Source organism: Streptomyces sp. ISL-98, from assembly GCF_018614055.1.
GTDB lineage: Bacteria > Actinomycetota > Actinomycetes > Streptomycetales > Streptomycetaceae > Streptomyces > Streptomyces spiramyceticus.
In genome coordinates this window covers 55,370-75,258 of the sequence record NZ_JAGGPB010000014.1, presented here as the reverse complement: position 1 = coordinate 75,258, position 19,889 = coordinate 55,370, and the positions used below count along the sequence as shown (strand labels likewise).

Annotated in this window: 22 protein-coding genes and 3 tRNA genes; 18 read left to right on the top strand and 7 right to left on the bottom strand. The window is 69.9% G+C overall.

Annotated elements, in window-relative coordinates:
• Positions 1-2: 2 nt before the first annotated feature.
• Positions 3-1,304, bottom strand: coding sequence for a sensor histidine kinase (locus tag J7I98_RS10995; protein WP_214920448.1), 1,302 nt, complete (start codon positions 1,302-1,304; stop codon positions 3-5).
• Between the two features lie 180 nt (positions 1,305-1,484).
• Here J7I98_RS10995 and J7I98_RS10990 point away from each other — a divergent pair, with 180 nt between their 5' ends.
• From J7I98_RS10990 to J7I98_RS10935, 12 genes are all read left to right on the top strand, one after another.
• A complete protein-coding gene (locus J7I98_RS10990) occupies positions 1,485-1,877 on the top strand; it encodes an NADH-quinone oxidoreductase subunit A (RefSeq protein ID WP_214920447.1) in 393 nt (130 codons plus the stop codon).
• Positions 1,868-2,470 carry an NADH-quinone oxidoreductase subunit B gene (locus J7I98_RS10985; RefSeq protein ID WP_214920446.1) on the top strand — a complete coding sequence of 201 codons (603 nt, stop codon included), beginning with the start codon at positions 1,868-1,870 and terminating at the stop codon, positions 2,468-2,470. The genes J7I98_RS10990 and J7I98_RS10985 overlap by 10 nt, the downstream gene beginning before the upstream one ends.
• Positions 2,467-3,552, top strand: a complete 1,086-nt coding sequence (locus J7I98_RS10980) for an NADH-quinone oxidoreductase subunit C (protein ID WP_214920445.1) — start codon at positions 2,467-2,469, stop codon at positions 3,550-3,552. The genes J7I98_RS10985 and J7I98_RS10980 overlap by 4 nt, the downstream gene beginning before the upstream one ends.
• Entirely contained in the window at positions 3,549-4,517 is a 969-nt protein-coding gene (locus tag J7I98_RS10975) for a complex I subunit 1 family protein (RefSeq protein ID WP_214920444.1), read from the top strand. Before J7I98_RS10980 ends, J7I98_RS10975 begins: the two co-directional genes overlap by 4 nt.
• Positions 4,517-5,110 carry an NADH-quinone oxidoreductase subunit I gene (locus J7I98_RS10970; RefSeq protein ID WP_214920443.1) on the top strand — a complete coding sequence of 198 codons (594 nt, stop codon included), beginning with the start codon at positions 4,517-4,519 and terminating at the stop codon, positions 5,108-5,110. The genes J7I98_RS10975 and J7I98_RS10970 overlap by 1 nt, the downstream gene beginning before the upstream one ends.
• Complete coding sequence (locus tag J7I98_RS10965) at positions 5,107-5,733, top strand: NADH-quinone oxidoreductase subunit J (protein ID WP_251020444.1); 627 nt, start codon at positions 5,107-5,109, stop codon at positions 5,731-5,733. Before J7I98_RS10970 ends, J7I98_RS10965 begins: the two co-directional genes overlap by 4 nt.
• Positions 5,733-6,104: an NADH-quinone oxidoreductase subunit NuoK gene (gene nuoK / locus J7I98_RS10960; protein WP_214920442.1), complete on the top strand. Its 372-nt coding sequence runs from the start codon at positions 5,733-5,735 to the stop codon at positions 6,102-6,104. The genes J7I98_RS10965 and nuoK overlap by 1 nt, the downstream gene beginning before the upstream one ends.
• Positions 6,101-8,074, top strand: coding sequence for an NADH-quinone oxidoreductase subunit L (locus J7I98_RS10955; protein WP_214920441.1), 1,974 nt, complete (start codon positions 6,101-6,103; stop codon positions 8,072-8,074). Before nuoK ends, J7I98_RS10955 begins: the two co-directional genes overlap by 4 nt.
• Positions 8,075-8,101: 27 nt before the next feature.
• A complete protein-coding gene (locus J7I98_RS10950) occupies positions 8,102-9,691 on the top strand; it encodes a NuoM family protein (protein ID WP_214920554.1) in 1,590 nt (529 codons plus the stop codon).
• Positions 9,688-11,199 (top strand): NADH-quinone oxidoreductase subunit N, encoded by a 1,512-nt coding sequence (locus tag J7I98_RS10945; RefSeq protein ID WP_214920440.1) that lies wholly within the window; start codon positions 9,688-9,690, stop codon positions 11,197-11,199. Before J7I98_RS10950 ends, J7I98_RS10945 begins: the two co-directional genes overlap by 4 nt.
• 148 nt (positions 11,200-11,347) lie before the next feature.
• The gene (gene htpX, locus J7I98_RS10940; RefSeq protein WP_214920439.1) at positions 11,348-12,211 is read left to right on the top strand and encodes a zinc metalloprotease HtpX; all 864 of its coding nucleotides are present in this window, start codon (positions 11,348-11,350) and stop codon (positions 12,209-12,211) included.
• Positions 12,208-12,600 (top strand): YccF domain-containing protein, encoded by a 393-nt coding sequence (locus tag J7I98_RS10935; RefSeq protein ID WP_214920438.1) that lies wholly within the window; start codon positions 12,208-12,210, stop codon positions 12,598-12,600. The genes htpX and J7I98_RS10935 overlap by 4 nt, the downstream gene beginning before the upstream one ends.
• Before the next feature lie 49 nt (positions 12,601-12,649).
• On the opposite strand, the gene J7I98_RS10930 is transcribed toward J7I98_RS10935, so the two are convergent.
• The 4 genes from J7I98_RS10930 to J7I98_RS10915 all read right to left on the bottom strand — a co-directional run bounded on the left by J7I98_RS10930 (position 12,650) and on the right by J7I98_RS10915 (position 15,785).
• Positions 12,650-13,894 (bottom strand): APC family permease, encoded by a 1,245-nt coding sequence (locus J7I98_RS10930; protein WP_214920437.1) that lies wholly within the window; start codon positions 13,892-13,894, stop codon positions 12,650-12,652.
• Between the two features lie 42 nt (positions 13,895-13,936).
• Positions 13,937-14,626, bottom strand: a complete 690-nt coding sequence (locus J7I98_RS10925) for an alpha-ketoglutarate-dependent dioxygenase AlkB (RefSeq protein ID WP_374225108.1) — start codon at positions 14,624-14,626, stop codon at positions 13,937-13,939.
• A complete protein-coding gene (locus J7I98_RS10920; RefSeq protein WP_214920435.1) occupies positions 14,626-15,132 on the bottom strand; it encodes a methylated-DNA--[protein]-cysteine S-methyltransferase in 507 nt (168 codons plus the stop codon). The genes J7I98_RS10925 and J7I98_RS10920 overlap by 1 nt, the downstream gene beginning before the upstream one ends.
• 164 nt (positions 15,133-15,296) lie before the next feature.
• On the bottom strand, positions 15,297-15,785 hold the full coding sequence (locus tag J7I98_RS10915) for a YajQ family cyclic di-GMP-binding protein (RefSeq protein WP_214920434.1): 489 nt from the start codon (positions 15,783-15,785) through the stop codon (positions 15,297-15,299).
• Between the two features lie 220 nt (positions 15,786-16,005).
• Here J7I98_RS10915 and J7I98_RS10910 point away from each other — a divergent pair.
• A tRNA-Tyr gene (locus J7I98_RS10910) sits at positions 16,006-16,087 on the top strand.
• Positions 16,088-16,210: 123 nt separating this feature from the next.
• Here the strand turns inward: J7I98_RS10910 and J7I98_RS10905 are convergent.
• Both J7I98_RS10905 and J7I98_RS10900 read right to left on the bottom strand, forming a co-directional pair.
• Positions 16,211-16,867, bottom strand: coding sequence for an SDR family oxidoreductase (locus J7I98_RS10905; RefSeq protein WP_214920433.1), 657 nt, complete (start codon positions 16,865-16,867; stop codon positions 16,211-16,213).
• Between the two features lie 40 nt (positions 16,868-16,907).
• Positions 16,908-18,182, bottom strand: a complete 1,275-nt coding sequence (locus J7I98_RS10900; RefSeq protein ID WP_214920432.1) for an amidohydrolase family protein — start codon at positions 18,180-18,182, stop codon at positions 16,908-16,910.
• Between the two features lie 199 nt (positions 18,183-18,381).
• Here J7I98_RS10900 and J7I98_RS10895 point away from each other — a divergent pair.
• The 5 genes from J7I98_RS10895 (at position 18,382) to J7I98_RS10875 (ending at position 19,817) form a co-directional block, all read left to right on the top strand.
• Positions 18,382-18,454 (top strand) — tRNA-Thr (locus tag J7I98_RS10895).
• A gap of 47 nt (positions 18,455-18,501) precedes the next feature.
• A tRNA-Met gene (locus tag J7I98_RS10890) sits at positions 18,502-18,574 on the top strand.
• A gap of 88 nt (positions 18,575-18,662) precedes the next feature.
• Positions 18,663-18,827 carry a 50S ribosomal protein L33 gene (gene rpmG, locus J7I98_RS10885; RefSeq protein WP_003956487.1) on the top strand — a complete coding sequence of 55 codons (165 nt, stop codon included), beginning with the start codon at positions 18,663-18,665 and terminating at the stop codon, positions 18,825-18,827.
• 109 nt (positions 18,828-18,936) lie between these two features.
• A complete protein-coding gene (locus J7I98_RS10880) occupies positions 18,937-19,389 on the top strand; it encodes a MaoC family dehydratase N-terminal domain-containing protein (RefSeq protein ID WP_214920431.1) in 453 nt (150 codons plus the stop codon).
• Positions 19,389-19,817: a MaoC family dehydratase gene (locus J7I98_RS10875; RefSeq protein WP_214920430.1), complete on the top strand. Its 429-nt coding sequence runs from the start codon at positions 19,389-19,391 to the stop codon at positions 19,815-19,817. Before J7I98_RS10880 ends, J7I98_RS10875 begins: the two co-directional genes overlap by 1 nt.
• Positions 19,818-19,889 lie beyond the last annotated feature (72 nt).

Genomic DNA, 19,889 nt, shown 5'->3' with positions numbered 1-19,889 from the left:
GGTCACCGTTTCTGACCGGGGGTTTTCCCCACCCCCGCACGGTGCTTCGCACCACCGCCGGGCCGCTTGTCCCGGTCGCGCCACGGCAGTTCGGCCGTCACCGTCGTCCCCGCGCCGGCGGGGGAGTCGAGGACGAACAGCCCGTCGACCGCGCCGAGCCGGTCGGCCAGACCGGACATGCCCGTGCCGCCGTCCAGCCGTGCCCCGCCCCGCCCGTCGTCCTGGACCTGTATCAGCAGCCTGTCCCCGGACCGCCACACGTCGACGGAAGCGGAGCGCGCCCCGCTGTGCTTGCTGACGTTCTGCAGGAGCTCGGAGACCGTGAAGTACGCGATGCCCTCGATCGCCTCCGCCGGGCGGGCCGCCAGATCGACCGTGACCCTCACCGGGGCAGTGCAGCGCGACGCGATGGACGACAGCGCCGCGTCAAGGCCGCGGTCGGTCAGCACGGCGGGGTGAATGCCGCGCGCCAGATCACGCAGTTCCTGCAGGGCCAGCTTCACCTCGCCGTGCGCTTCGTCGACCATCGCCGCCGCCGCGACCGGGTCCTTGAAATCGCCGGTCAGTTTCTCCTTCGCCATGCCGAGCCCCATCGCGAGGGCGACGAGCCTGGCCTGCGCACCGTCGTGCAGATCGCGCTCGATGCGACGCAGGTCCGCGGCGGCGGTGTCGACGACCACGCCACGGTCCGACTCCAGCTCGGCGATCCGGCGCTCCAGCTCGTCGGACGGACAGAGCAGCCCACGCACCATCGCCCGGTCGGCGTTGGCCATCGCTCGCGCGAGATACGGCAGCACCGGCCACAGCACGAGCAGGCCGACCAGCGTGACCGCGAAGGTCAGGACGCCCCAGGGCAGCCGGATGAACGCGTACAACGCTGTCCGCCAGCCCACCGGATCCTTCAGGCCCGCCCACAACCAGGCGAAGAAGCCGCCCGCGCCGGGCCGCCGCTGCCCGGCATGGGCGTGCGCGGGGCTCGGCTCGTCGACGTACACACCGAGGAAGGTCCGTGCACGCGCCCGCTCGATCCTGCCGAGCTGCCTGGCCCCCAGCAGCCCCACGGCCAGCAGCGGAAGGCCGATCACCGTGACCGACAGCCCGCCGCCCAGGAGCAGGACCACCACGGTGAACACAAAACCGAACAGCGCCATCGGCAGATTCAGGAGGAGATGCGCGACCTCCTTCCAGGTGTGCCGGCCGTACGGAGCGCGCACGGGCGGCGGCCGGTCGGAGGCGTCGGATGCGTCGGACGGGCCGGACGGGTCGGACAGATCGGGCGGGAGGTCGCTGGCAATGGCGGTCATGGTGCCAAGCCTGCCGGGCCCGGACTGCGCATGCCATGGGGTAGCTACGGTGTCAGGAGGTAGGGATAACCCCACCCTCAGTGCTACGCGGCTGCTTACCGAGTCTTTACCAGGGCCTACACTCGCGTGCGTACAGATCGTCGAACAGGGCGCAACGAGGTCAGGGAGCGAGGGGCGGACGTGCCGGAACGGACTGTTCTCGCGGCCGAGTACTTCCAGAGTTACTCGGTCGTCGGGCTGCTCGCGCTCATCGGTGTGCTCTTTGTCGCCGTGGCCTTCGGGGCCGGGCGGCTGCTGCGGCCGGTGATGCCGACGCCGGAGAAAATGCTGACGTACGAGTGCGGAGTGGACCCAGTAGGAGAAGGCTGGGCTCATACACAGGTCCGCTACTACGTCTATGCGTTTCTGTACGTGATCTTCGCCGTGGACTCGATCTTCCTGTTCCCGTGGGCGACCGTCTTCGCCGCGGCCGGATACGGCGCGACGACGCTGGTCGAGATGTTCATTTTCCTCGGCTTCCTGGCCGTGGGACTGCTGTACGCATGGAAGAAGGGCGTCCTCGAATGGACGTGACCCCTGTCGACCTCCCCCTGCCGACGCTCCCCGAGCCGAAGCGTCTGGGAGCTCTCGCCCGCCTCGCACCAGAACCCATGAAGGTGGTCCTCAACTGGGGCCGCCGCTACAGCCTGTGGGTCTTCAACTTCGGCCTCGCCTGTTGCGCGATCGAGTTCATCGCGGCGTCCATGGCGCGGCACGACTTCATCCGGCTCGGCGTGATCCCCTTCGCGCCCGGCCCGCGCCAGGCCGACCTGATGGTCGTCTCGGGCACGGTGACGGACAAGATGGCCCCGGCCGTGAAGCGTCTGTACGAGCAGATGCCCGAGCCCAAGTACGTCATCTCCTTCGGCGCCTGCTCGAACTGCGGCGGCCCGTACTGGGACTCGTACTCCGTGACGAAGGGCGTCGACCAGATCATCCCGGTCGACGTGTACGTACCGGGCTGCCCGCCCCGCCCCGAGGCACTGCTCCAGGGCATCCTCAAGCTCCAGGAGAAGATCGCCCGCGAGTCGCTGAGCGAGCGCTACGGCCACGCACGGCCGTCCGCCGCGGCGCTGCAGAGCGGCCTCGTCGCCCCGCCGCCGGTTCCGGGGGAGGGCCCGAAGTGACCAACAGCGACACCGGCACGGACACCACCGCGTACACCACGGCGTACGACAGCCTCCCGGACGCCGCCTCCGAGATCTTCGGCGAGGAGGCGACCGCCGAGCGCAGCTACGACCTGCTCACCGTCGACGTCCCGGTCGGCTCGTGGATCGCCGCCCTGGAGATCGCGCGGGACAAGCTGGCCTGCACCTACTTCGACTGGCTGAGCGCGGTCGACGAGCCCGGCACAGGCTTCAGGGTCTGTGCGCACGTCGTAGCTCTCGAAGGCCGTACGGTCCGCCGCCTTCTGGTCCGTACGACTGTCCCGCACGCCGCGCCTGCCCTGCCCACCGCCGTGGAGATCTACGCCGGCGCGGCATGGCACGAGCGCGAGACGCACGAGATGTTCGGCATCGACTTCACGGACCACCCGCACCTGGTTCCCCTTCTCCTCCCCGAGGGCTTCGAAGGCCACCCGCTGCGCAAGGACTTCGTCCTCGCGGCACGGGTCGCCAAGGCGTGGCCGGGGGCGAAGGAGCCGGGGGAGTCGGACCACGGTGGACCGAAGCGCCGCCAGATGCTGCCGCCGGGCGTGCCCGACCCGAACGAGTGGGGCCCCCAGAAGGGCCAGCTCCCCCCTGCCCCGGCCCGCCCGGCGCGAACCCCACGTGCCGCAGGCGCCGCAGCCGACCGCCCGCCTCGCCGCGCGCGCAGCGTGACGGAGGGCTCGACCAGCCAGGCGCAGGCCACCGACACGCCGCCCGTAACCGAGGCCGCTGCTCCCGCCGCTGCGGAGGGCGCTGCGGAGGGCACCGCTCCGCCCGCCACCGAGAGCGCTGCTCCCGCGACGCCTCCGGTACGCCGCACGCGCACCGCGTCCGAAGGCTCGGCGAGTCAGGCGCCGGCGCCCCCGGCGCAGCCTGCCGCACAGCCGGAGGCCGAGACGCCCCCGGCCGACGACTCCGCGCCGCGCCCCGCGCGCAGCGCTGACGCGCCCTGGCACCACCCGCGCCCCGCGTTCGAGGACGGCAACGGAGACGGTGGCGGCGACGGCAGCGGCGAGGGCGACGAAGACACCACCACCGACCGAGGGAGCGACGCGTGAACGACGTACTCGATGTCGCCCTCCGGCTGGTCATCGTCTTCTCCGTGTTCATGGTCCTGCCGCTCGTCGTGGGGCAGACCGAGCACAAGGTGATGGCCCACATGCAGGGCCGTCTCGGTCCCATGTACGCGGGCGGCTTCCACGGCTGGGCGCAGCTCGTCGCCGACGGCGTGAAGTTCGCGCAGAAGGAAGACATCGTCCCGGCCAACGCCGACCGCCGTATCTTCCAGCTCGCCCCCGCCGTCGCGCTCCTGCCGTACCTCCTCGTGATCGTCGCGATTCCGATCGGCCCGAGCGAGGGCGCGGTCGGTCAGGTCGTCGACGCGGGCATCTTCTTCGTGCTCGCCGTCATGGGCGTCGGCGTGCTCGGCTCGCTCATGGCGGGCTGGGCATCGGCCAACAAGTTCTCCCTCCTCGGCGGCCTCCGTACCGCCGCCCAGCTCCTCGCGTACGAACTGCCGATGCTGCTCGCCGCCGCCTCAGTGGCGATGGCGGCCGGCACCGTCTCACTCCCCGGCATCCTGAACGCCTTCGAGTGGTGGTGGCTGCCCTGGCAGATCGTCGGCGCGATCGTCTTCTTCGTCGCCGGCCTCGCCGAGCTGCAGCGCCCGCCGTTCGACATGCCGGTCGCCGACTCGGAGATCATCTTCGGTGCGTACACCGAGTACACCGGCCTGCGTTTCGCTCTCTTCCTCCTCGCCGAGTACGCCGGAATCGTCGTCCTCTGCGGCCTGACCACCGTCCTCTTCCTCGGCGGCTGGCACGGCCCCTGGGGCGCCGACGGCCTTGGATGGGTCTGGACACTCCTCAAGGCCGCGATCCTCGCTTTCGGCATCATCTGGCTGCGCGTGACCTACCCGCGGCTGCGCGAGGACCAGCTCCAGAAGCTCGCCTGGACCGTGCTCATCCCCCTCGCTCTCGCGCAGATCGCGCTCACCGGAATCGTGAAGGTGGCGATCCAGTAATGGCTCCGATCCCAGGGTCAGGTCTCGCCAAGGGCCTGGCCGTCACGCTTCGCACGATGACGAAGAAGACTGTCACCGCGCAGTACCCGGACGTCCAGCCCGAACTCCCGCCGCGCTCGCGCGGCGTGATCGGCCTGTTCGAGGAGAACTGCACGGTCTGCATGCTCTGCGCGCGCGAATGCCCCGACTGGTGCATCTACATCGACTCCCACAAGGAGACGGTCCCGGCCGCGACGCCCGGCGGCCGCGAGCGCAGCCGCAACGTCCTCGACCGTTTCGCCATCGACTTCTCGCTCTGCATGTACTGCGGTATCTGCATCGAGGTATGTCCTTTCGACGCGCTCTTCTGGTCCCCGGAATTCGAGTACGCCGAGACCGACATCCACGAGCTCACCCATGAGCGGGACAAGCTCCGCGAGTGGATGTGGACGGTGCCCGCGCCGCCCGCGCTGGACCCGGGCGCGGAGGAGCCGAAGGAGATCGCGGCGGCGCGCAAGGCTGCCGACAAGCTCGCGGCCGCGCAGGAGCAGGCCGCCCAGGAGCAGGCCGCCGCGCAGCAGGCCGAGCAGCAGGGCGAGGGGTCCGCCGAATGAACCACCTCGCAGCCGCCGCAACGGCCGAGCACGGCTTCCTCTCCCCGACCGGCGTCGAAATCGCCTTCCTCCTGGTCGGCATCGCCACCCTCGGCGCTGCCGTCATCACGGTCACGACCAAGCAGCTTGTGCACGCCGCCCTCTGGCTCGTCGTGGCGCTCGGCGGCCTGGCCGTCGAATACCTCCTGCTCACAGCCGAGTTCGTCGCCTGGGTACAGGTCCTGATCTACGTCGGTTCCGTGGTCGTCCTCCTTCTCTTCGGGCTGATGCTCACCAAGGCCCCCATCGGGCGCTCACCGGACGCCGATTCAGGCAACAGCTGGGCCGCTCTCACGGTGGCCGTTGCCGCAGCAGCCGCACTCGTGTGGGTGGTTGTGGACGCGTTCCGTACGACCTGGATCGATCTCGACGGCCCCACCCAGGGCTCCACCAAGGTGACCGGCGAGATCCTTTTCCAGCACTGGGTCCTGCCCTTCGAGGCACTCTCGGTCCTGCTGCTGGCCGCCCTCGTCGGCGCGATCGTCCTTTCCCGCAAGGACCCCAAGGACCCCAAAGCCACCAAGGGCCACAAGGCCGCCAAGGCACCCAACGACGCCACCACTTCCGAGGAGGGGACGCGCTGATGCACCTCGCCTATCCCGCCGTGCTCTCCGCCCTCCTCTTCTCCACCGGTCTGTACGGAGTACTCGCGCGCCGCAACGCGATCCTGGTCCTGATGTCCGTCGAGCTGATGCTCAACGCCGTCAACCTCAACCTGGTCGCCTTCGACGTCTGGCTCCGCGACACCCTCCACGCCGGCCAGGCACTCACCCTCTTCACCATCGCCATCGCCGCGGCCGAGATCGGCATCGGCCTGGCGATCGTCCTGATGGTCTACCGCAACCGCGGAACCTCGGACATCGACAAGCTCCGCGACACCGCCGAGAGCCCGGCCGACGACGAAGCTTCCGCCATGGCACAGAAGGCCGAACAGAAGGCTGAGGCCGCCGCGTGACGACCACGACCCTCGCCGTCCTCGTTCCCCTCCTTCCTTTCCTCGGTGCCGCGGCCGGGCTGCTGCTCGGCCGCACCGCCCCCGGTTTCGTCCGGCCCCTTGCCGTACTGCCGACCATGGCCGCCGCTGTGCTGGCCGCGCTCGTCGCCGCACGCCAGGGCGGCGGCCTGGCGATCGACGCATCGACCCAGCTCACCCCGACCGGCTCGGTCCCCATCGACCTCGCCCTGCACCTCGACGGCTTCGCGGTCCTCGTCGCCGTCCTGGTCGGCGTCGTCGCGACCTGCGTGCAGATCTACTCGACGGGCTACCTGCGCGACGACCCGCGCTACCCCTCGTACGCGGCCCTCATCTCTCTCTTCACCTCCGCGATGCTGCTCGTCGTCTACTCCGGCGACCTGATGGTGCTGCTGGTCGGCTGGGAAATCATGGGCATCTGCTCGTACTTCCTGGTCGGCCACTACTGGGAGACGCCCGAAGCCCGCGCCGCTTCCCTCAAGGCCTTCCTGGTCACCAAGCTCGGCGACGTCCCCTTCCTGTTCGGTCTGTTCGCGCTCGCCGCCGACGCCGACACGTTCCGGATCAACGGCATCCTGGGCGCCGTCGCGAGCGGCGGAATCGACCACCCCACGCTGATCGCCCTGCTGCTCCTCGCCGGAGTGGCGGGCAAGTCGGCGCAGTTCCCGCTTCACACCTGGCTGCCCGACGCGATGGCGGGCCCCACGCCCGTCTCCGCGCTGATCCACGCGGCGACGATGGTCGCCGCGGGTGTGTACTTCGTCGCCCGCCTCCTTCCGGTCTTCGCCGCCTCCGCCGCGGCCCTGACCGTCCTCGCCGTGATGGCCGCGGTCACCATGGTCGGCTCAGCACTCGCCGCCCTCGCCCAGGACGACATCAAGCGCGTCCTCGCCTACTCGACGATCGGTCAGCTCGGCTACATGACCGGCGCCCTGGCCGTCGGTGACCGTGGCGCCGCCGTCTTCCACCTCCTGTCCCACGGCGCCTTCAAGGCGCTGCTCTTCCTCGGCGCCGGCGTGATAATCCACGCAGCCGGCACCAACTCCCTCGCCGCCATGTCCCGCATGAGCGGCCTGCCCAAGCGCATCCCCGACGCGTACTGGACGATGACGATCGCCCTGTTCGCACTCGCCGCGATCCCGCCCTTCGCCGGCTTCTTCTCCAAGGAAGCCGTCCTCGTCGCCGCCGAACACGCTTCCCTCGGCGACACCCAGGGAGTCCCCTCCGGTGCCGGCTGGACCGTGCTCGTCGCGGGCCTGCTCACCGCCGTCCTCACCGCCGCGTACGCCATCCGCCTCTGGCTGCTGGCCTTCCGCGGCCGGGGCGCGGTGGCCCCTGACCACGGCAAGCAGCCCATCGCCATGAACGGCGTGCTGTGGCTCCTCGCCATCCCCTCGCTCGGCCTGGGCCTCACCGCCGGCTACCTCGCCGACTGGTTCGACGGCGACTCACTCACCCCGACCGTCACCACCGCGGTGCTCGGCACGGGTGTCGCCCTCGTCGGCGGACTGGTCACCTACGGCGCCTGGCGGCACACGACAGCGCTCGCCGCCCGCTCCCAGGTCGACGGGATCGTCGCGCACCCCGACGCCGAGGCCGGACAGGTCGAGGCGGAGGCCCTCACCATGCCGCACCCGGCCTACGATCCGGCCGACCCCGGCCGGCTCCTCCTCGGCCCACTCCACCGCCACGCGGCCGCCGGCTTCCACCTCGACGCCGTCTACAACACCCTCTTCGTACGGCCCGTACTGGCGGCCGCCGAACTGGTCCGCTTCCTGGACCGCGAGGTCATCGAGACGTATGTACGAGGTGCGGGCACAGCCCCGCGCCTGCTCGGCACGGTCGTCCGCCGAGCCCAGACCGGCAATGTGCAGACCTACCTCAGCGCGCTGCTCGCCGGTTCCGTCGTCCTGGCGATCGCCGCCGTCATCGTCGCCGCCGTCGGAGCGTGAGCCGTGATCGATATCAGCCCGTCCGTGATGCAGTTCCTTCTGGCGTTCGTCGTCGTCGGCCCGCTCATCGGCGCCGCAGCGGCTCTCCTCCCGGCCCCGCCCGGCCTGAAGGGCAAGAGCCCCGACCAGGCCGTGCTCCGCCACGGCGTGACCGTGACCGGCGCGATCCTCGCCGCAGCCATCGCCCTCGCCCTCGGCTTCGACCTTCCCCAAGCTCTCGACTCCGCTCGAGCAGGGGAGACCCCAACCAACCCGTCGAAGATGCAGGCCACGACCGACATCAGCTGGATCCCGGCGCTCGACGTCAGGATCCAGCTCGGCATCGACGGCATCTCGCTCCCCCTCCTCGTCATGACCGCGCTGCTGACCTTCCTCTGCGCGCTCTACAGCTACTTCAAGATGCCCGCGGGCCCGTCCCCGAAGGCATTCGTCGCACTGCTGCTCGTCCTCGAGTCCGGCATGCTCGCGACCTTCGCCGTCCTCGATCTCCTGCTGTTCTTCCTGGCGTTCGAGATGGTGCTCATCCCGATGTACTTCCTGATCGCCCGCTGGGGCGGTGACCAACGCCAGTCGTCCGCCTGGAAGTTCATCCTCTACACGCTGCTCGGCTCCGTCGTCATGCTGCTCGGTCTCCTCCTCATCGGACTGAATTCGGGCACATTCGACATGGTGGCACTCGCCACTGACAACGGCCGTGGGCTGACAACATCCGTGCAGGTCATCGCCGTTCTGGCGATCGGTCTCGGTCTCGCGGTGAAGACTCCGATGTGGCCGCTGCACAGCTGGCTGCCGGACGCCCACACCGCCGCACCCACCGTCGGCTCTGTCCTCCTCGCGGGCGTCCTGCTGAAGATGGGTACGTACGGATTCGTCCGCCTCGTGCTCCCCATCGCACCCGATGGGATGCGTACCTTCGCGCCGTACCTCGCCGCCTTCGCGGTCGCCGGCATCATCTACGGATCCCTGGCCTGCCTCGCTCTCACCCGCAAAGGCGCCAAGGGCGACCTCAAGCGCCTGATCGCGTACTCCTCCGTCGGCCACATGGGCTTCGTACTCCTCGGCATCGCGTCCATGACACCCACCGGCATCAACGGCGCCCTCTTCGCCAACATCGGCCACGGACTCATCACCGGCCTGCTCTTCTTCCTGGTCGGAGCCCTCAAGGACCGCTACGGCACCGCCGACCTCGACACCCTGGCCGGCGCCACCGGCGCAGCGCTCTACGGCCGCGCCCCCCGCCTCGGCGGCCTGCTGGCCTTCGCCGCGGTCGCCTCACTCGGGCTTCCCGGCCTCGCCGGATTCTGGGGCGAGATGCTCACGATGTTCGGCGCCTTCGACCCCGCCGAAGGCCTCAGCCGCCCCGCCTTCCTCACCTTCATGGCGATCGCCGGCATCGGCACGCTGCTCACCGCCGCATACCTGCTCGTGGTCGTACGCCGCGTCTGCATGGGCGTGCCGCAGGAATCGCCCGAGCCGATCGCCGACGTCCAGGGCTACGAATTCGCCGCCTGGACTCCTCTCGTCGCCCTCACTGTCCTCGCCGGACTCTGGCCCGCGGTCCTCCTCGGCCTCACCGACCCGGCCGTGCAGCAGCTCCTCGCAGGAGGCAAGTCGTGACCGTGGCCGCCGAAAGCGCCGCCAACCTCGTCCAGTCCGTCGACTGGCTGGCGATCGCCCCGCCTACGATCACCGCGTCCGTCGGCCTGATCGTCCTGGTCGCCGACCTCTTCGTACCGGAGAGCAGGAAGCAGCTCCTCGGGTGGCTCTCGATCGCCGGTCTCGCCGCCGCTCTCGTCACCCTCCTGCCGCTGCTCGACGGCGACCGTTCCACCTTCTGCCTGACCTCCGACGCCGACGTCTGCAGCTACACCGCCGACCACTTCGCCCTGGTCATCCAGTTCCTGGTGCTCGGCGGCGCGCTGCTCACGGCCCTGCTCTCGATGACGGAGACGAAGGAGAGGCTCCCTGCGGGCGAGTTCTGGTTCCTCCTGATGTCATCGGCGGCGGGCGCGGCCCTGCTCCCTGCCTCGCGCGACCTGGCCACCCTTGTGGTCGCCCTCGAAGTCGCGTCGCTGCCCGCCTTCGCCCTGGTCGGCATGAGGCGCGGCGACCGCCTCTCTTCCGAAGCGGCCCTGAAGTTCTTCCTGTCCTCCGTGGCAGCGACCGCCGTGATGCTGCTCGGCGTCAGCTTTGTGTATGCGACAACCGGCACCCTGCACCTCACCGAAGTTGCCGCGAACCTGGACGACGTACCAGGACAGCTGGACACGCTTGCAAAGGCGGGGGTCGCCCTGACCCTGGTCGGCTTCGCCTTCAAAACGGCCGCTGTGCCGTTCCATTTCTGGGTCCCCGACACATACGTAGGGGCGCCCCTCCCTGTCGCCGCCTACCTGTCCGTCATCGGTAAGGCGGTCGGTTTCTCGGGCCTCATCCTCGTCACAGTGGTCGCTTTTCCGTCCTACGCGGACGTATGGGGCCCGGCAATCGCCGTGCTGGCCGCACTCACCATGACCGTCGGCAACGTCGCCGCCCTGCGCCAGTCCGCGACCCGCTCGTACAGTGCGGTCCGCCTGCTTGCCTGGTCGTCGGTAGGGCAGGCCGGCTACATCCTGGTCCCGATCGCGGCAGCCGCGTACTCCAGCGACGACCAGATCGGCTCCACCGTCGCGTACGCCCTGATGTACGCCGTGATCAACCTCGGCGCCTTCGCGGTGGCTGCCCTTGTCGCCCGTACGCACCCGCTGAACCGGATCACGGACTACCGGGGCCTCTACGCGACCCGCCCCCTCATCGCCCTCGCCCTCGGCTTCTTCCTGCTCTGCCTCGCGGGCCTGCCGCCCGGCATCATCGGCCTCTTCGCCAAGGTGACGGTCTTCTCGGCGGCGGTCGACGCGGGCCTCGGCTGGCTCGCCGTCGTCATGGCCGTGAACGTAGTGATCGCGCTCTACTACTACCTCCAGTGGACCGCGGTGCTCTTCCGCGCCCCCGCCGAGGGCGAGCGGCCCAAGCACGCGGTGCCGATGCCCGTCACTGCCGCCATCGTCCTCACGGCCGCACTCGGCATCGTCCTGTCCGGCGCACCCCAGCTGGTGCTGCGCTTCGCCACGGGCAACCTCTTCCAGTAGACGGAGGCCCCGTACGGCCCAACGGGCGGCCGGTGCACAAGGGAACTAGCCCCTCTCGCCTGGCGTTGACCAGTAAGGGAGGGTCCACTGGACGTGGAAGCACCTCCCAGCAAGGGGTTCCCCTGCCGCACCTTTTGGAGGGCGTACCGTGCACCGCCGGCACAACGGGCTCAGGACCGCCGTACTCCTCGGGGGACTGTCCGCACTCATCATCGTCATCGGCAGCTTCTTCGGCCGTACGGGCCTGATCGTCGCGGTCCTCGTCGCGCTCGGCACCAACGCCTACGCGTACTGGAACAGCGACAAGCTGGCGCTGCGGGCCATGCGCGCCCGCCCCGTGAGCGAGTTCGAGGCGCCGCAGCTGTACCGCATGGTCCGCGACCTCTCGACCCAGGCCCGCCAGCCGATGCCCCGGCTGTACATCTCACCCACCCAGGCCCCCAACGCCTTTGCGACCGGCCGCAACCCGCGCAATGCCGCGGTCTGCTGCACCGAGGGCATCCTCCAGATCCTCAACGAGCGCGAGCTGCGCGGCGTCATCGGCCACGAACTGAGCCACGTCTACAACCGCGACATCCTGATCTCCTCGGTTGCCGGCGCCCTGGCCTCCGTCATCATGTTCCTGGTCAACTTCGCCTGGCTGATTCCCATAGGCCGGTCCGACGACGACGAGGGCCCCGGCATCTTCGGCATACTGCTGATCATGATCCTTGGCCCATTGGCAGCGTCCGTGATCCAGCTCGCCGTAAGCCGCTCCCGCGAGTACCAGGCGGACGCCTCGGGCGCCCAGCTCACCGGCGACCCACTCGCCCTCGCCAGCGCCCTGCGCAAGCTCGACGCGGGCACGAAGCAACTGCCGCTGCCGCCCGAGCCCCGGATCGAGACCGCGAGCCACATGATGATCGCGAACCCGTTCCGGCCCGGCCGGGGCATGTCCAAAATGTTCTCCACGCACCCGCCGATGGCGGAGCGCATCGCCCGACTCGAACAAATGGCAGGTCATCGCCCATGAAGACAATCCTGAACGTCATCTGGCTGGTCCTCAGCGGCTTCTGGCTCTTCCTGGGCTACCTGCTGGCGGGCATCGTCCTGTGCATCACCATCATCGGCATCCCGTTCGGCATCGCGGCCTTCCGTATCGGCGTCTACGCGCTCTGGCCCTTCGGCTACACAGCGGTGGAACGCCGAGACGCGGGAGCCCCATCCTGCGTCGGCAATGTGCTGTGGCTGATCCTGGCGGGCTGGTGGCTGGCGCTGAGCCACATCGTCACCGGCATCGCCCTGTGCGTCACGATCATCGGCATCCCGTTCGGCATCGCGAACTTCAAGATGATCCCGCTCTCGCTGCTGCCCCTGGGCCGCGAAATCGTCCCCACGGACCAGCCGTTCGCCTCCCGGTAGTACGTCGTTTCGTACGCCGAGGCGCCCGGCCCCGGGCCCCTGCCGCATCTCACGACGCCGCAGCCCCTGCCCTGAACCGCCGCACCCCGTACGCCCCGGCCCCCACCGCCAGCACACCCGCCCCCGCCACCACCGACGACACCGGCAACGCGAGCGCCAGCGCCACACAGCCCACAAGGCCGCCCACCGCCAGGACCCGCACCCGGACCGAACCGAGCGTCCAAGCCGAGGCGTTGGCGATCGCGTAGTAGACCAGCACCCCGAACGACGAGAAGCCGATCGCCCCGCGCACATCCACCGTCGCCGCCACCACCGCGACCACCGCACCGACCGCCAGCTCCGCCCGGTGCGGCACCTGGAATCGCGGGTGCACGGCGGCCAGCGCACCCGGCAGACGGCCGTCGCGGGCCATCGCCAGCGTCGTACGCGAGACCCCGAGGATCAGCGCCAGCAGCGAGCCGAGCGCCGCCACCGCAGCCCCCACCCGCACCACGGGCGCCAGCTCCGGGACGCCCGCCGCCCGTACCGCATCCGCCAACGGGGCCGTCGCCGCCCCCAGCCCGCCGGCCCCCAGCACCGAGAGCACCGCCCCCGCCACGCATGCGTACACCGCCAGGGCGATCCCCAGCGCCAACGGAACCGCGCGCGGGATCGTACGGGCCGGATCGCGCACCTCCTCGCCGAGCGTGGCGATCCGCGCGTACCCGGCGAACGCGAAGAAAAGCAGCCCCGCCGCCTGAAGCACCCCACCGATCCCCGAACCGCGTGCCCCCGAACCGACCGATGGCCCGTCAGCCCCCGCCACGCACACCACCACGACGGCAGCCAGAACCGCCAGCACCACCGCCACGATGGCTCGCGTCAGCCACGTCGACTTCTGAACGCCCCCGTAATTGACGGCAGTCAGCGCCACCACGGCTGCGACCGCCACCGCATGCGTCTGCCCCGGCCATGCGTACGCCCCGACCGTCAGCGCCATCGCCGCGCACGAAGCGGTCTTCCCGACGACGAAGCCCCAGCCCGCCAGGTAACCCCAGAAAGGGCCGAGCCGCTCCCGCCCGTACACGTACGTCCCGCCCGAAGCCGGATACAGCGCGGCCAGCCGCGCCGACGCCATCGCATTGCAGTACGCCACCACAGCGGCCAGCGCCAGCCCCGCCAGCAGCAGTTCCCCGGACCCTGCCGCCTTCGCCGCAGGGGCGAGCGCGACGAAGATCCCGGCCCCGACCATCGACCCGAGCCCGATCACCACAGCGTCGAAGACCCCGAGAGTCCGCCGCATCTCCTGTGTCATGCGCCGCACCCTACTGACCGGCTGCCGCACCCTACTGATCGGCTACGTGAGCCCGGTCTCCCGCAGTGTGATGTTGAGCCGTCCACCGGCCATCCCGATCGCCGGATCACCCGTCCCAGGCAGAACTTTCGGCACCCCGTGATAGGCAAAACGCGAAGGTCCGCCGAACACAAAGAGGTCCCCGGACGCCAACTCCACATCTGTGTACGGCCGTCCCCGCCCCTCCGTATTGCCGAAACGGAAAACGCACGTATCGCCCAGGCTCAGCGACACGACCGGCGCACCGGACCGCTCCTCCTTGTCCTGGTGCATGCCCATCTTCGCCGCGCCGTCATAGAAGTTGATGAGAGCGGTGTCAGGGGCATACACACCGGCCGCAGACGCGCCGCCCGCGTATCCGCTGCCCTCCCCACAAGCACCGGCATACGCCTCGGCCACCCCCGCCCGCCCCAACTCCACCAGCCACTCCGGCACTTCCGCGACCCGCGCGCCATTCACATCGTCCGCGGTACGGACATACCGGTACGGCTTCCAGTGCCACCCGAGGCACACTGTCTGTACGGACATGACACCCCCGCCCGGCAGCACTGTGTGACGAATCGGCACCGGCCCCTGCGCCCACTCCCGGCACGCCGAGACCAGTTCCCGCTGCTGCTCCAGCGACAGCCACCCCGGTACATGTACCGCCCCGGGCGCGACAACAGCCCGCTCGCGGGGGCCCGGAAACAGCATCATGCCGCCGTCAGTGCCCCTTCGAGCCCAAGCAGCCGCTCCTTGCGCTCCAGCCCGCCCGCGTACCCGCGCAGCGCCCCGTCCGCCCCGATCACCCGGTGGCACGGCCGCACCACCAGCAGCGGATTGCGCCCGATCGCGGTCCCTACGGCCCGCACCCCGGCGCCCGCCGAGCCGATCCGCCCGGCGATGTCCCCGTACGACACCGTCACGCCGTACGGGATCTCCTCCAGGGCCCGCCACACCCGCTGCTGGAACGCCGTGCCCCCGCTCACGTACTCCACGTCGAAGCGGGTGAGCTCACCGGCGAAGTACGCCCGCAGCTGCCCGACGATGGCGTCGAAAGCCTCCGGCGCGAGCCGCCATCCGTCCCGGACGACCGCCCCGCCCTTCTGCCCCGGTACGGACAGCGAGGCCAGTGCGGTGCCGCCGGGCGCGGTCGCGGACTCCTCGCCGACCAGCAGCAGCTCGCCCAGTGGGCTGTCCATGGTCGCGTAGACCGTCATGGCGCGTTCCTTCCCTCGCAGTACGTCCCGTGTACGCCCCGTCTACGACGAGTCTGCGACGCCGCGCTCACCGGAACCGGCGGTATTCGGACATCGCAACGGGCAGTGCGGGGGTGCGGCCGGCCGCGCCGCCTCCACCCCCGCTCTCGTACCGGACCGCCAGGTCAGCGGTAGTTCACGAACTGCAGCGCGAACTCGAAGTCCTTGCCCTTGAGCAGCGCCTGAACGGCCTGCAGGTCGTCACGGCTCTTCGAGCTGACCCGCAGCTCGTCGCCCTGGACCTGCGCCTTGACGCCCTTGGGGCCCTCGTCGCGGATGATCTTCGCCACCTTCTTGGCGTTGTCCTGGGAGATGCCCTCCTCGATCGACGCGAAGATCTTGTACTCCTTGCCGGACAGCTGCGGCTCGCCGGCGTCCAGCACCTTCAGCGAGATCCCGCGCTTGACCAGCTTGGTCTCGAAGACGTCGAGGATGGCCTTGACCCGGTCCTCGGAGTTCGCCTGCATCAGGATCTTCTCGCCGGACCAATCGATCGAGGCGCCGACGTTCTTGAAGTCGTAGCGCTGCGAGATCTCCTTCGCGGTCTGGTTGAGGGCGTTGTCGACCTCCTGCCGCTCGACCTTCGAGACGATGTCGAAACTGGAGTCGGCCATGTCCTGTGGCTCCTTGTATTGGGGGCTGCCTGGTATCGGAATGCCTTGCTCGGCGGGGTGCGCGGCCGGGCCTGCCCGGACCGCTCCCGTAAAGCCTAGCCACCCGCACCCGCCCCGAGCGCTGATCAATCCGGTGGCGGAGCACCCCCGGGTATCAGGTATCGTTTACGTCGTTGCCACGGAGCACCGCCCCAGGCGGTCATCCGGAGCGACATCCCATGGCGGTGTGCCCGAGTGGCCAATGGGAGCGGACTGTAAATCCGCCGGCTTAGCCTTCCCAGGTTCGAATCCTGGCGCCGCCACAGGTAGGGAAACCCCCTCCGGACTGCAGAGATGCAGACCGGAGGGGGTTTTCTCGTACACGGGACTTCTCCTCGAACCCGGAGTCCTCGAACCCGGGGAACTCCCGGGCACTCGCCGGGCGTTCAATTACCGGCGACGTCCTTCACCGCGACCGTGACCGGCACCGAGCCGCTGATCAGCTCCAGCGTCAGGCCCGCTGTCGACGGAGTGTCCAGCAGCTCTGCCAGGACCGCCGCCACATCGTCGCGCGCCACGGGACCGCGCCCCGTAGAGGCCTCGAGGTCCACGAGCCCCGTGCCCGCGTCGTTCGTCAGGCTGCCCGGCCGCAGGATCGTCCAGTCAAGCCCTGCCCGGGAGCGTACGTCCGCGTCCGCCTCACCCTTGGCGCGCAGGTACGCGTCGAAGACCTCGTCGCCCTGCCGCTGCGGATCGGCGCCCATCGACGACACGACGAGGTAGCGGCGTACGCCCGCACGCTCCGCGGCGTCCGCGAAGAGCACGGCCGCGCCCCGGTCCACCGTGTCCTTGCGCTCCGTGCCGCTGCCAGGTCCCGCGCCCGCCGCGAAGACGGCGCCGTCGGCGCCGGCGAGCACCTCCGCCACCTGCTCGACGGAGGCCGTTTCCAAGTCGAGCACGACCGGGTCGGCGCCCGCCGCCCGCAGATCCTCGCACTGCTCGGGATCCCGGATGATGCCCGCGACCTCGTACCCGCGCGCGACGAGCAACCGCTCCAGCCGCAGCGCGATCTGACCATGTCCACCTGCGATGACAATGCGCATGATTCCGACCGTACGCCCACCCGCCCGCGCGCGCGTCCGTTCAGGGCCCGGGTCCGCCGGCCCGTCCCTGGCGCGGCAGATCGAGCGCGACGGCGGCCGCCGAGTCGCAGTACTCGCGCACCGCGCTGGTACGGGCCACCACCCGCCCCCGGTGGATGACGACCCGGCTGTACGCCAGGGACAGCACGCCCGCGATCCGGTCCCCGCGTACGGCGAGCAGTTCGGCGGGAAAACCGGCCTCCACCCGCACTTCGGGCAGCCCCATCGCCTGCCGAGCCGCCGAACTCACCGCCCCGTACGCGTCCGGAGCGCGCATCCCGCCCTGCGAGGCCAGCAGATAGGCGGCCTCCAGCGGATCCCCGCGCCCCACCGGATTCGCCATGTCCCGCAGCGCCCCGCTGCCCGCCGCGACCCGCACCCCGGCCGCCCGCAACAGCCGTACGGGAGCGGGCCCAGCACCCCGCCGCTCGACGCCCACACAGTCGCCCTGAGGCAGGCAGACCACCGTTACCCCCGCCGCGGCCAACTGGCCCGCGGCGCGCGTCGCGGCGTCCAGCGGCAGCCGGGAGATCCCGGCGCACGGCCCGATCGTCACCCCGGGCCGCAGCCCTCCCACCATCGCCGCGAGCCGGGCGAGACGCGCCGGATCGTCACCCTCCGTATGGAGGTCCACGGGGCAGCCGTGCTCGGCGGCGACCTCCAGGACCGCTTCCGTGTACCCGGCCGGGTCGGGATCCAGGTCCGGGCAGCCGCCCACCACACCCGCGCCCATCTTCACGGCGTCCCGCAGCATCGCGAGCCCGTCCGCGCCCGCGATGCCGGTGAGCAGCCGGGGCACGGCGACGGCGGTCAGATCGGCGAGACCGCGCAGCGAGCGCCGCGCCTGGAGCACCGCCTCCATGGAGCTGAGCCCCTGCACATCCCCGATGCGTACGTGCGAGCGCAGCGCCGTCGCACCGTGCCCGAGCTGCAGCAACGCGGCCTCGGTGGTGCGGCGCTGGACGTCCTCCGTGCCGTACGAGACGGGGCCGCCGGTGTCGGCGGTCAGAGCGGTGTCGCTGTGGGCGTGCGGTTCGGCGGGGGCGGGCAGCAGGAGATGCCCGGCGAGGTCCACGCGCGCGCCCACCGCGGAGAGGCTGCCTGCGGTGCCGACCGCCTCGATACGCCCGCCGCTGAGCCGTACGTCCACGATGCGGCCGTCGGTGAGACGGGCGGCGCAGAGCAGCAGCGTGGCGGCATCGGTGGTCGACGCGCCGTCGCTGTTTCCAGAGCTGCCACCGGAGGAATGGGGCGGCTGCGGCTGGCTGTCGGACATCGGGCTCCTGGCGAGGCTCGGGCGTGCAAGATCGAGATCACGCAGCGTGAGTCGAGCCTAGGGGCCCGGAATCCAGCCTTCGAGGAGGAGCGAAATAGTCGTACCGGTGTGGGCACGAGTGGCGTACGGGACGGTTGTGGCTGGGCAGTGAAACGGATTTGGGCGATCGGCGGGCGACCGTGTAATGTCTTCATCGCTCGCCCCAATAGCTCAGTCGGTAGAGCGTCTCCATGGTAAGGAGAAGGTCTACGGTTCGATTCCGTATTGGGGCTCTGGTGATCGGTGATCCCCGCCTTCGGGCGGGGGGATCCGGCATCAAAGCGGTGTAGCTCAGTCGGTAGAGCAAGCGGCTCATAATCGCTGTGTCACCGGTTCAAGTCCGGTCACCGCTACACACGGTAGCCGATTGTGGGGTCGGTCCTTCGATCGGCTACTCTTTTATGCGTTCATCCGTCAACCGTCCGTCCAAGGAGCACTCACGTGGCTGCCACCGACGTCCGCCCGAAGATCACGCTGGCCTGCGTGGAGTGCAAGGAGCGGAACTACATCACCAAGAAGAACCGGCGTAACAACCCGGACCGACTGGAGATGAAGAAGCACTGCCCGCGCTGCAACTCGCACACTGCGCACCGCGAAACCCGCTAAACACAGGCTCGTATGCGAGGCCGTCCCCACTTCGGGGGCGGCCTCGTGTCGTTGTTTCCGTCAGGCAATTCACAGGCATCAGTTCACAGGCATCAGGAGGTACGGGCCCATGGCGCTCGACCAGTCCTTCGTGGGGCGGGCCTATCCGCCCACCGCACCGTACGAGGTCGGCCGGGAGAAGATCCGCGAGTTCGCCGAGGCAGTGGGCGACACCAATCCCGCGTACACAGATCCGGAAGCCGCCAAGGCGCTCGGTCACACCGATGTGATCGCTCCGCCGACCTTTGTCTTCGCCATCACATTCAAGGCGGCCGGCCAGGTCATACAGGACCCGCAGCTGGGTCTCGACTACAGCCGCGTAGTGCACGGCGACCAGAAGTTCGCGTACAAGCGCCCGGTGCGCGCTGGGGACCGGCTGTCGGTCACCTCGACGATAGAGGCGGTCAAGTCGCTGGCCGGCAACGACATCCTGGACATCCGCGGGGACGTCCACGACGAGGCCGGCGAGCATGTGGTGACGGCGTGGACGAAGCTCGTCTCGCGCGCGGCCGAGGAGGCGTGATGACGGCGAAGATCTCCTACGCGGACGTCGAGGTCGGCACCGAGCTGCCGTCCCAGTCCTTTCCCGTGACGCGGGCCATGCTCGTGCAGTACGCGGGCGCCTCCGGTGACTTCAACCCGATCCACTGGAACGAGAAGTTCGCCACCGAGGTCGGGCTGCCCGACGTCATCGCGCACGGCATGTTCACCATGGCCGAGGCGATCCGTGTCGTCACCGACTGGGTGGCCGACCCGGGCGCCGTGGTGGAGTACGGCGTGCGCTTCACCAAGCCCGTCGTCGTACCGAACGACGACAAGGGCGCGCTGATCGAGGTCAGCGCGAAGGTCGCCGCGCTGCTGGACGACAACCGGGTCCGGGTGGACCTGACGGCCATGAGTGCGGGCCAGAAGGTGCTGGGCATGTCCCGCGCCGTGGTCCAGCTCGCCTGACGTTCCGGCCGATGTAAGGGGCGCCCCGTAATTGCGGGCGCCCCTTACCGCTTGACGTGATTAGTGATTGGC

Excerpts from the sequence above, each read along its gene's own strand:
- J7I98_RS10915 (WP_214920434.1), bottom strand. The coding sequence starts at position 15,785 with ATGGCCGACTCCAGTTTCGACATCGTCTCGAAGGTCGAGCGGCAGGAG.
- J7I98_RS10930 (WP_214920437.1), bottom strand. The coding sequence starts at position 13,894 with ATGACACAGGAGATGCGGCGGACTCTCGGGGTCTTCGACGCTGTGGTG.
- J7I98_RS10905 (WP_214920433.1), bottom strand. The coding sequence starts at position 16,867 with ATGCGCATTGTCATCGCAGGTGGACATGGTCAGATCGCGCTGCGGCTG.
- J7I98_RS10950 (WP_214920554.1), top strand. The coding sequence starts at position 8,102 with ATGCAGTTCCTTCTGGCGTTCGTCGTCGTCGGCCCGCTCATCGGCGCC.
- J7I98_RS10880 (WP_214920431.1), top strand. The coding sequence starts at position 18,937 with ATGGCGCTCGACCAGTCCTTCGTGGGGCGGGCCTATCCGCCCACCGCA.
- nuoK (WP_214920442.1), top strand. The coding sequence starts at position 5,733 with ATGCACCTCGCCTATCCCGCCGTGCTCTCCGCCCTCCTCTTCTCCACC.
- J7I98_RS10920 (WP_214920435.1), bottom strand. The coding sequence starts at position 15,132 with ATGACGGTCTACGCGACCATGGACAGCCCACTGGGCGAGCTGCTGCTG.
- J7I98_RS10970 (WP_214920443.1), top strand. The coding sequence starts at position 4,517 with ATGGCTCCGATCCCAGGGTCAGGTCTCGCCAAGGGCCTGGCCGTCACG.
- J7I98_RS10875 (WP_214920430.1), top strand. The coding sequence starts at position 19,389 with ATGACGGCGAAGATCTCCTACGCGGACGTCGAGGTCGGCACCGAGCTG.
- J7I98_RS10900 (WP_214920432.1), bottom strand. The coding sequence starts at position 18,182 with ATGTCCGACAGCCAGCCGCAGCCGCCCCATTCCTCCGGTGGCAGCTCT.
- J7I98_RS10935 (WP_214920438.1), top strand. The coding sequence starts at position 12,208 with ATGAAGACAATCCTGAACGTCATCTGGCTGGTCCTCAGCGGCTTCTGG.
- J7I98_RS10985 (WP_214920446.1), top strand. The coding sequence starts at position 1,868 with ATGGACGTGACCCCTGTCGACCTCCCCCTGCCGACGCTCCCCGAGCCG.
- J7I98_RS10925 (WP_374225108.1), bottom strand. The coding sequence starts at position 14,626 with ATGCTGTTTCCGGGCCCCCGCGAGCGGGCTGTTGTCGCGCCCGGGGCG.
- J7I98_RS10995 (WP_214920448.1), bottom strand. The coding sequence starts at position 1,304 with ATGACCGCCATTGCCAGCGACCTCCCGCCCGATCTGTCCGACCCGTCC.
- J7I98_RS10965 (WP_251020444.1), top strand. The coding sequence starts at position 5,107 with ATGAACCACCTCGCAGCCGCCGCAACGGCCGAGCACGGCTTCCTCTCC.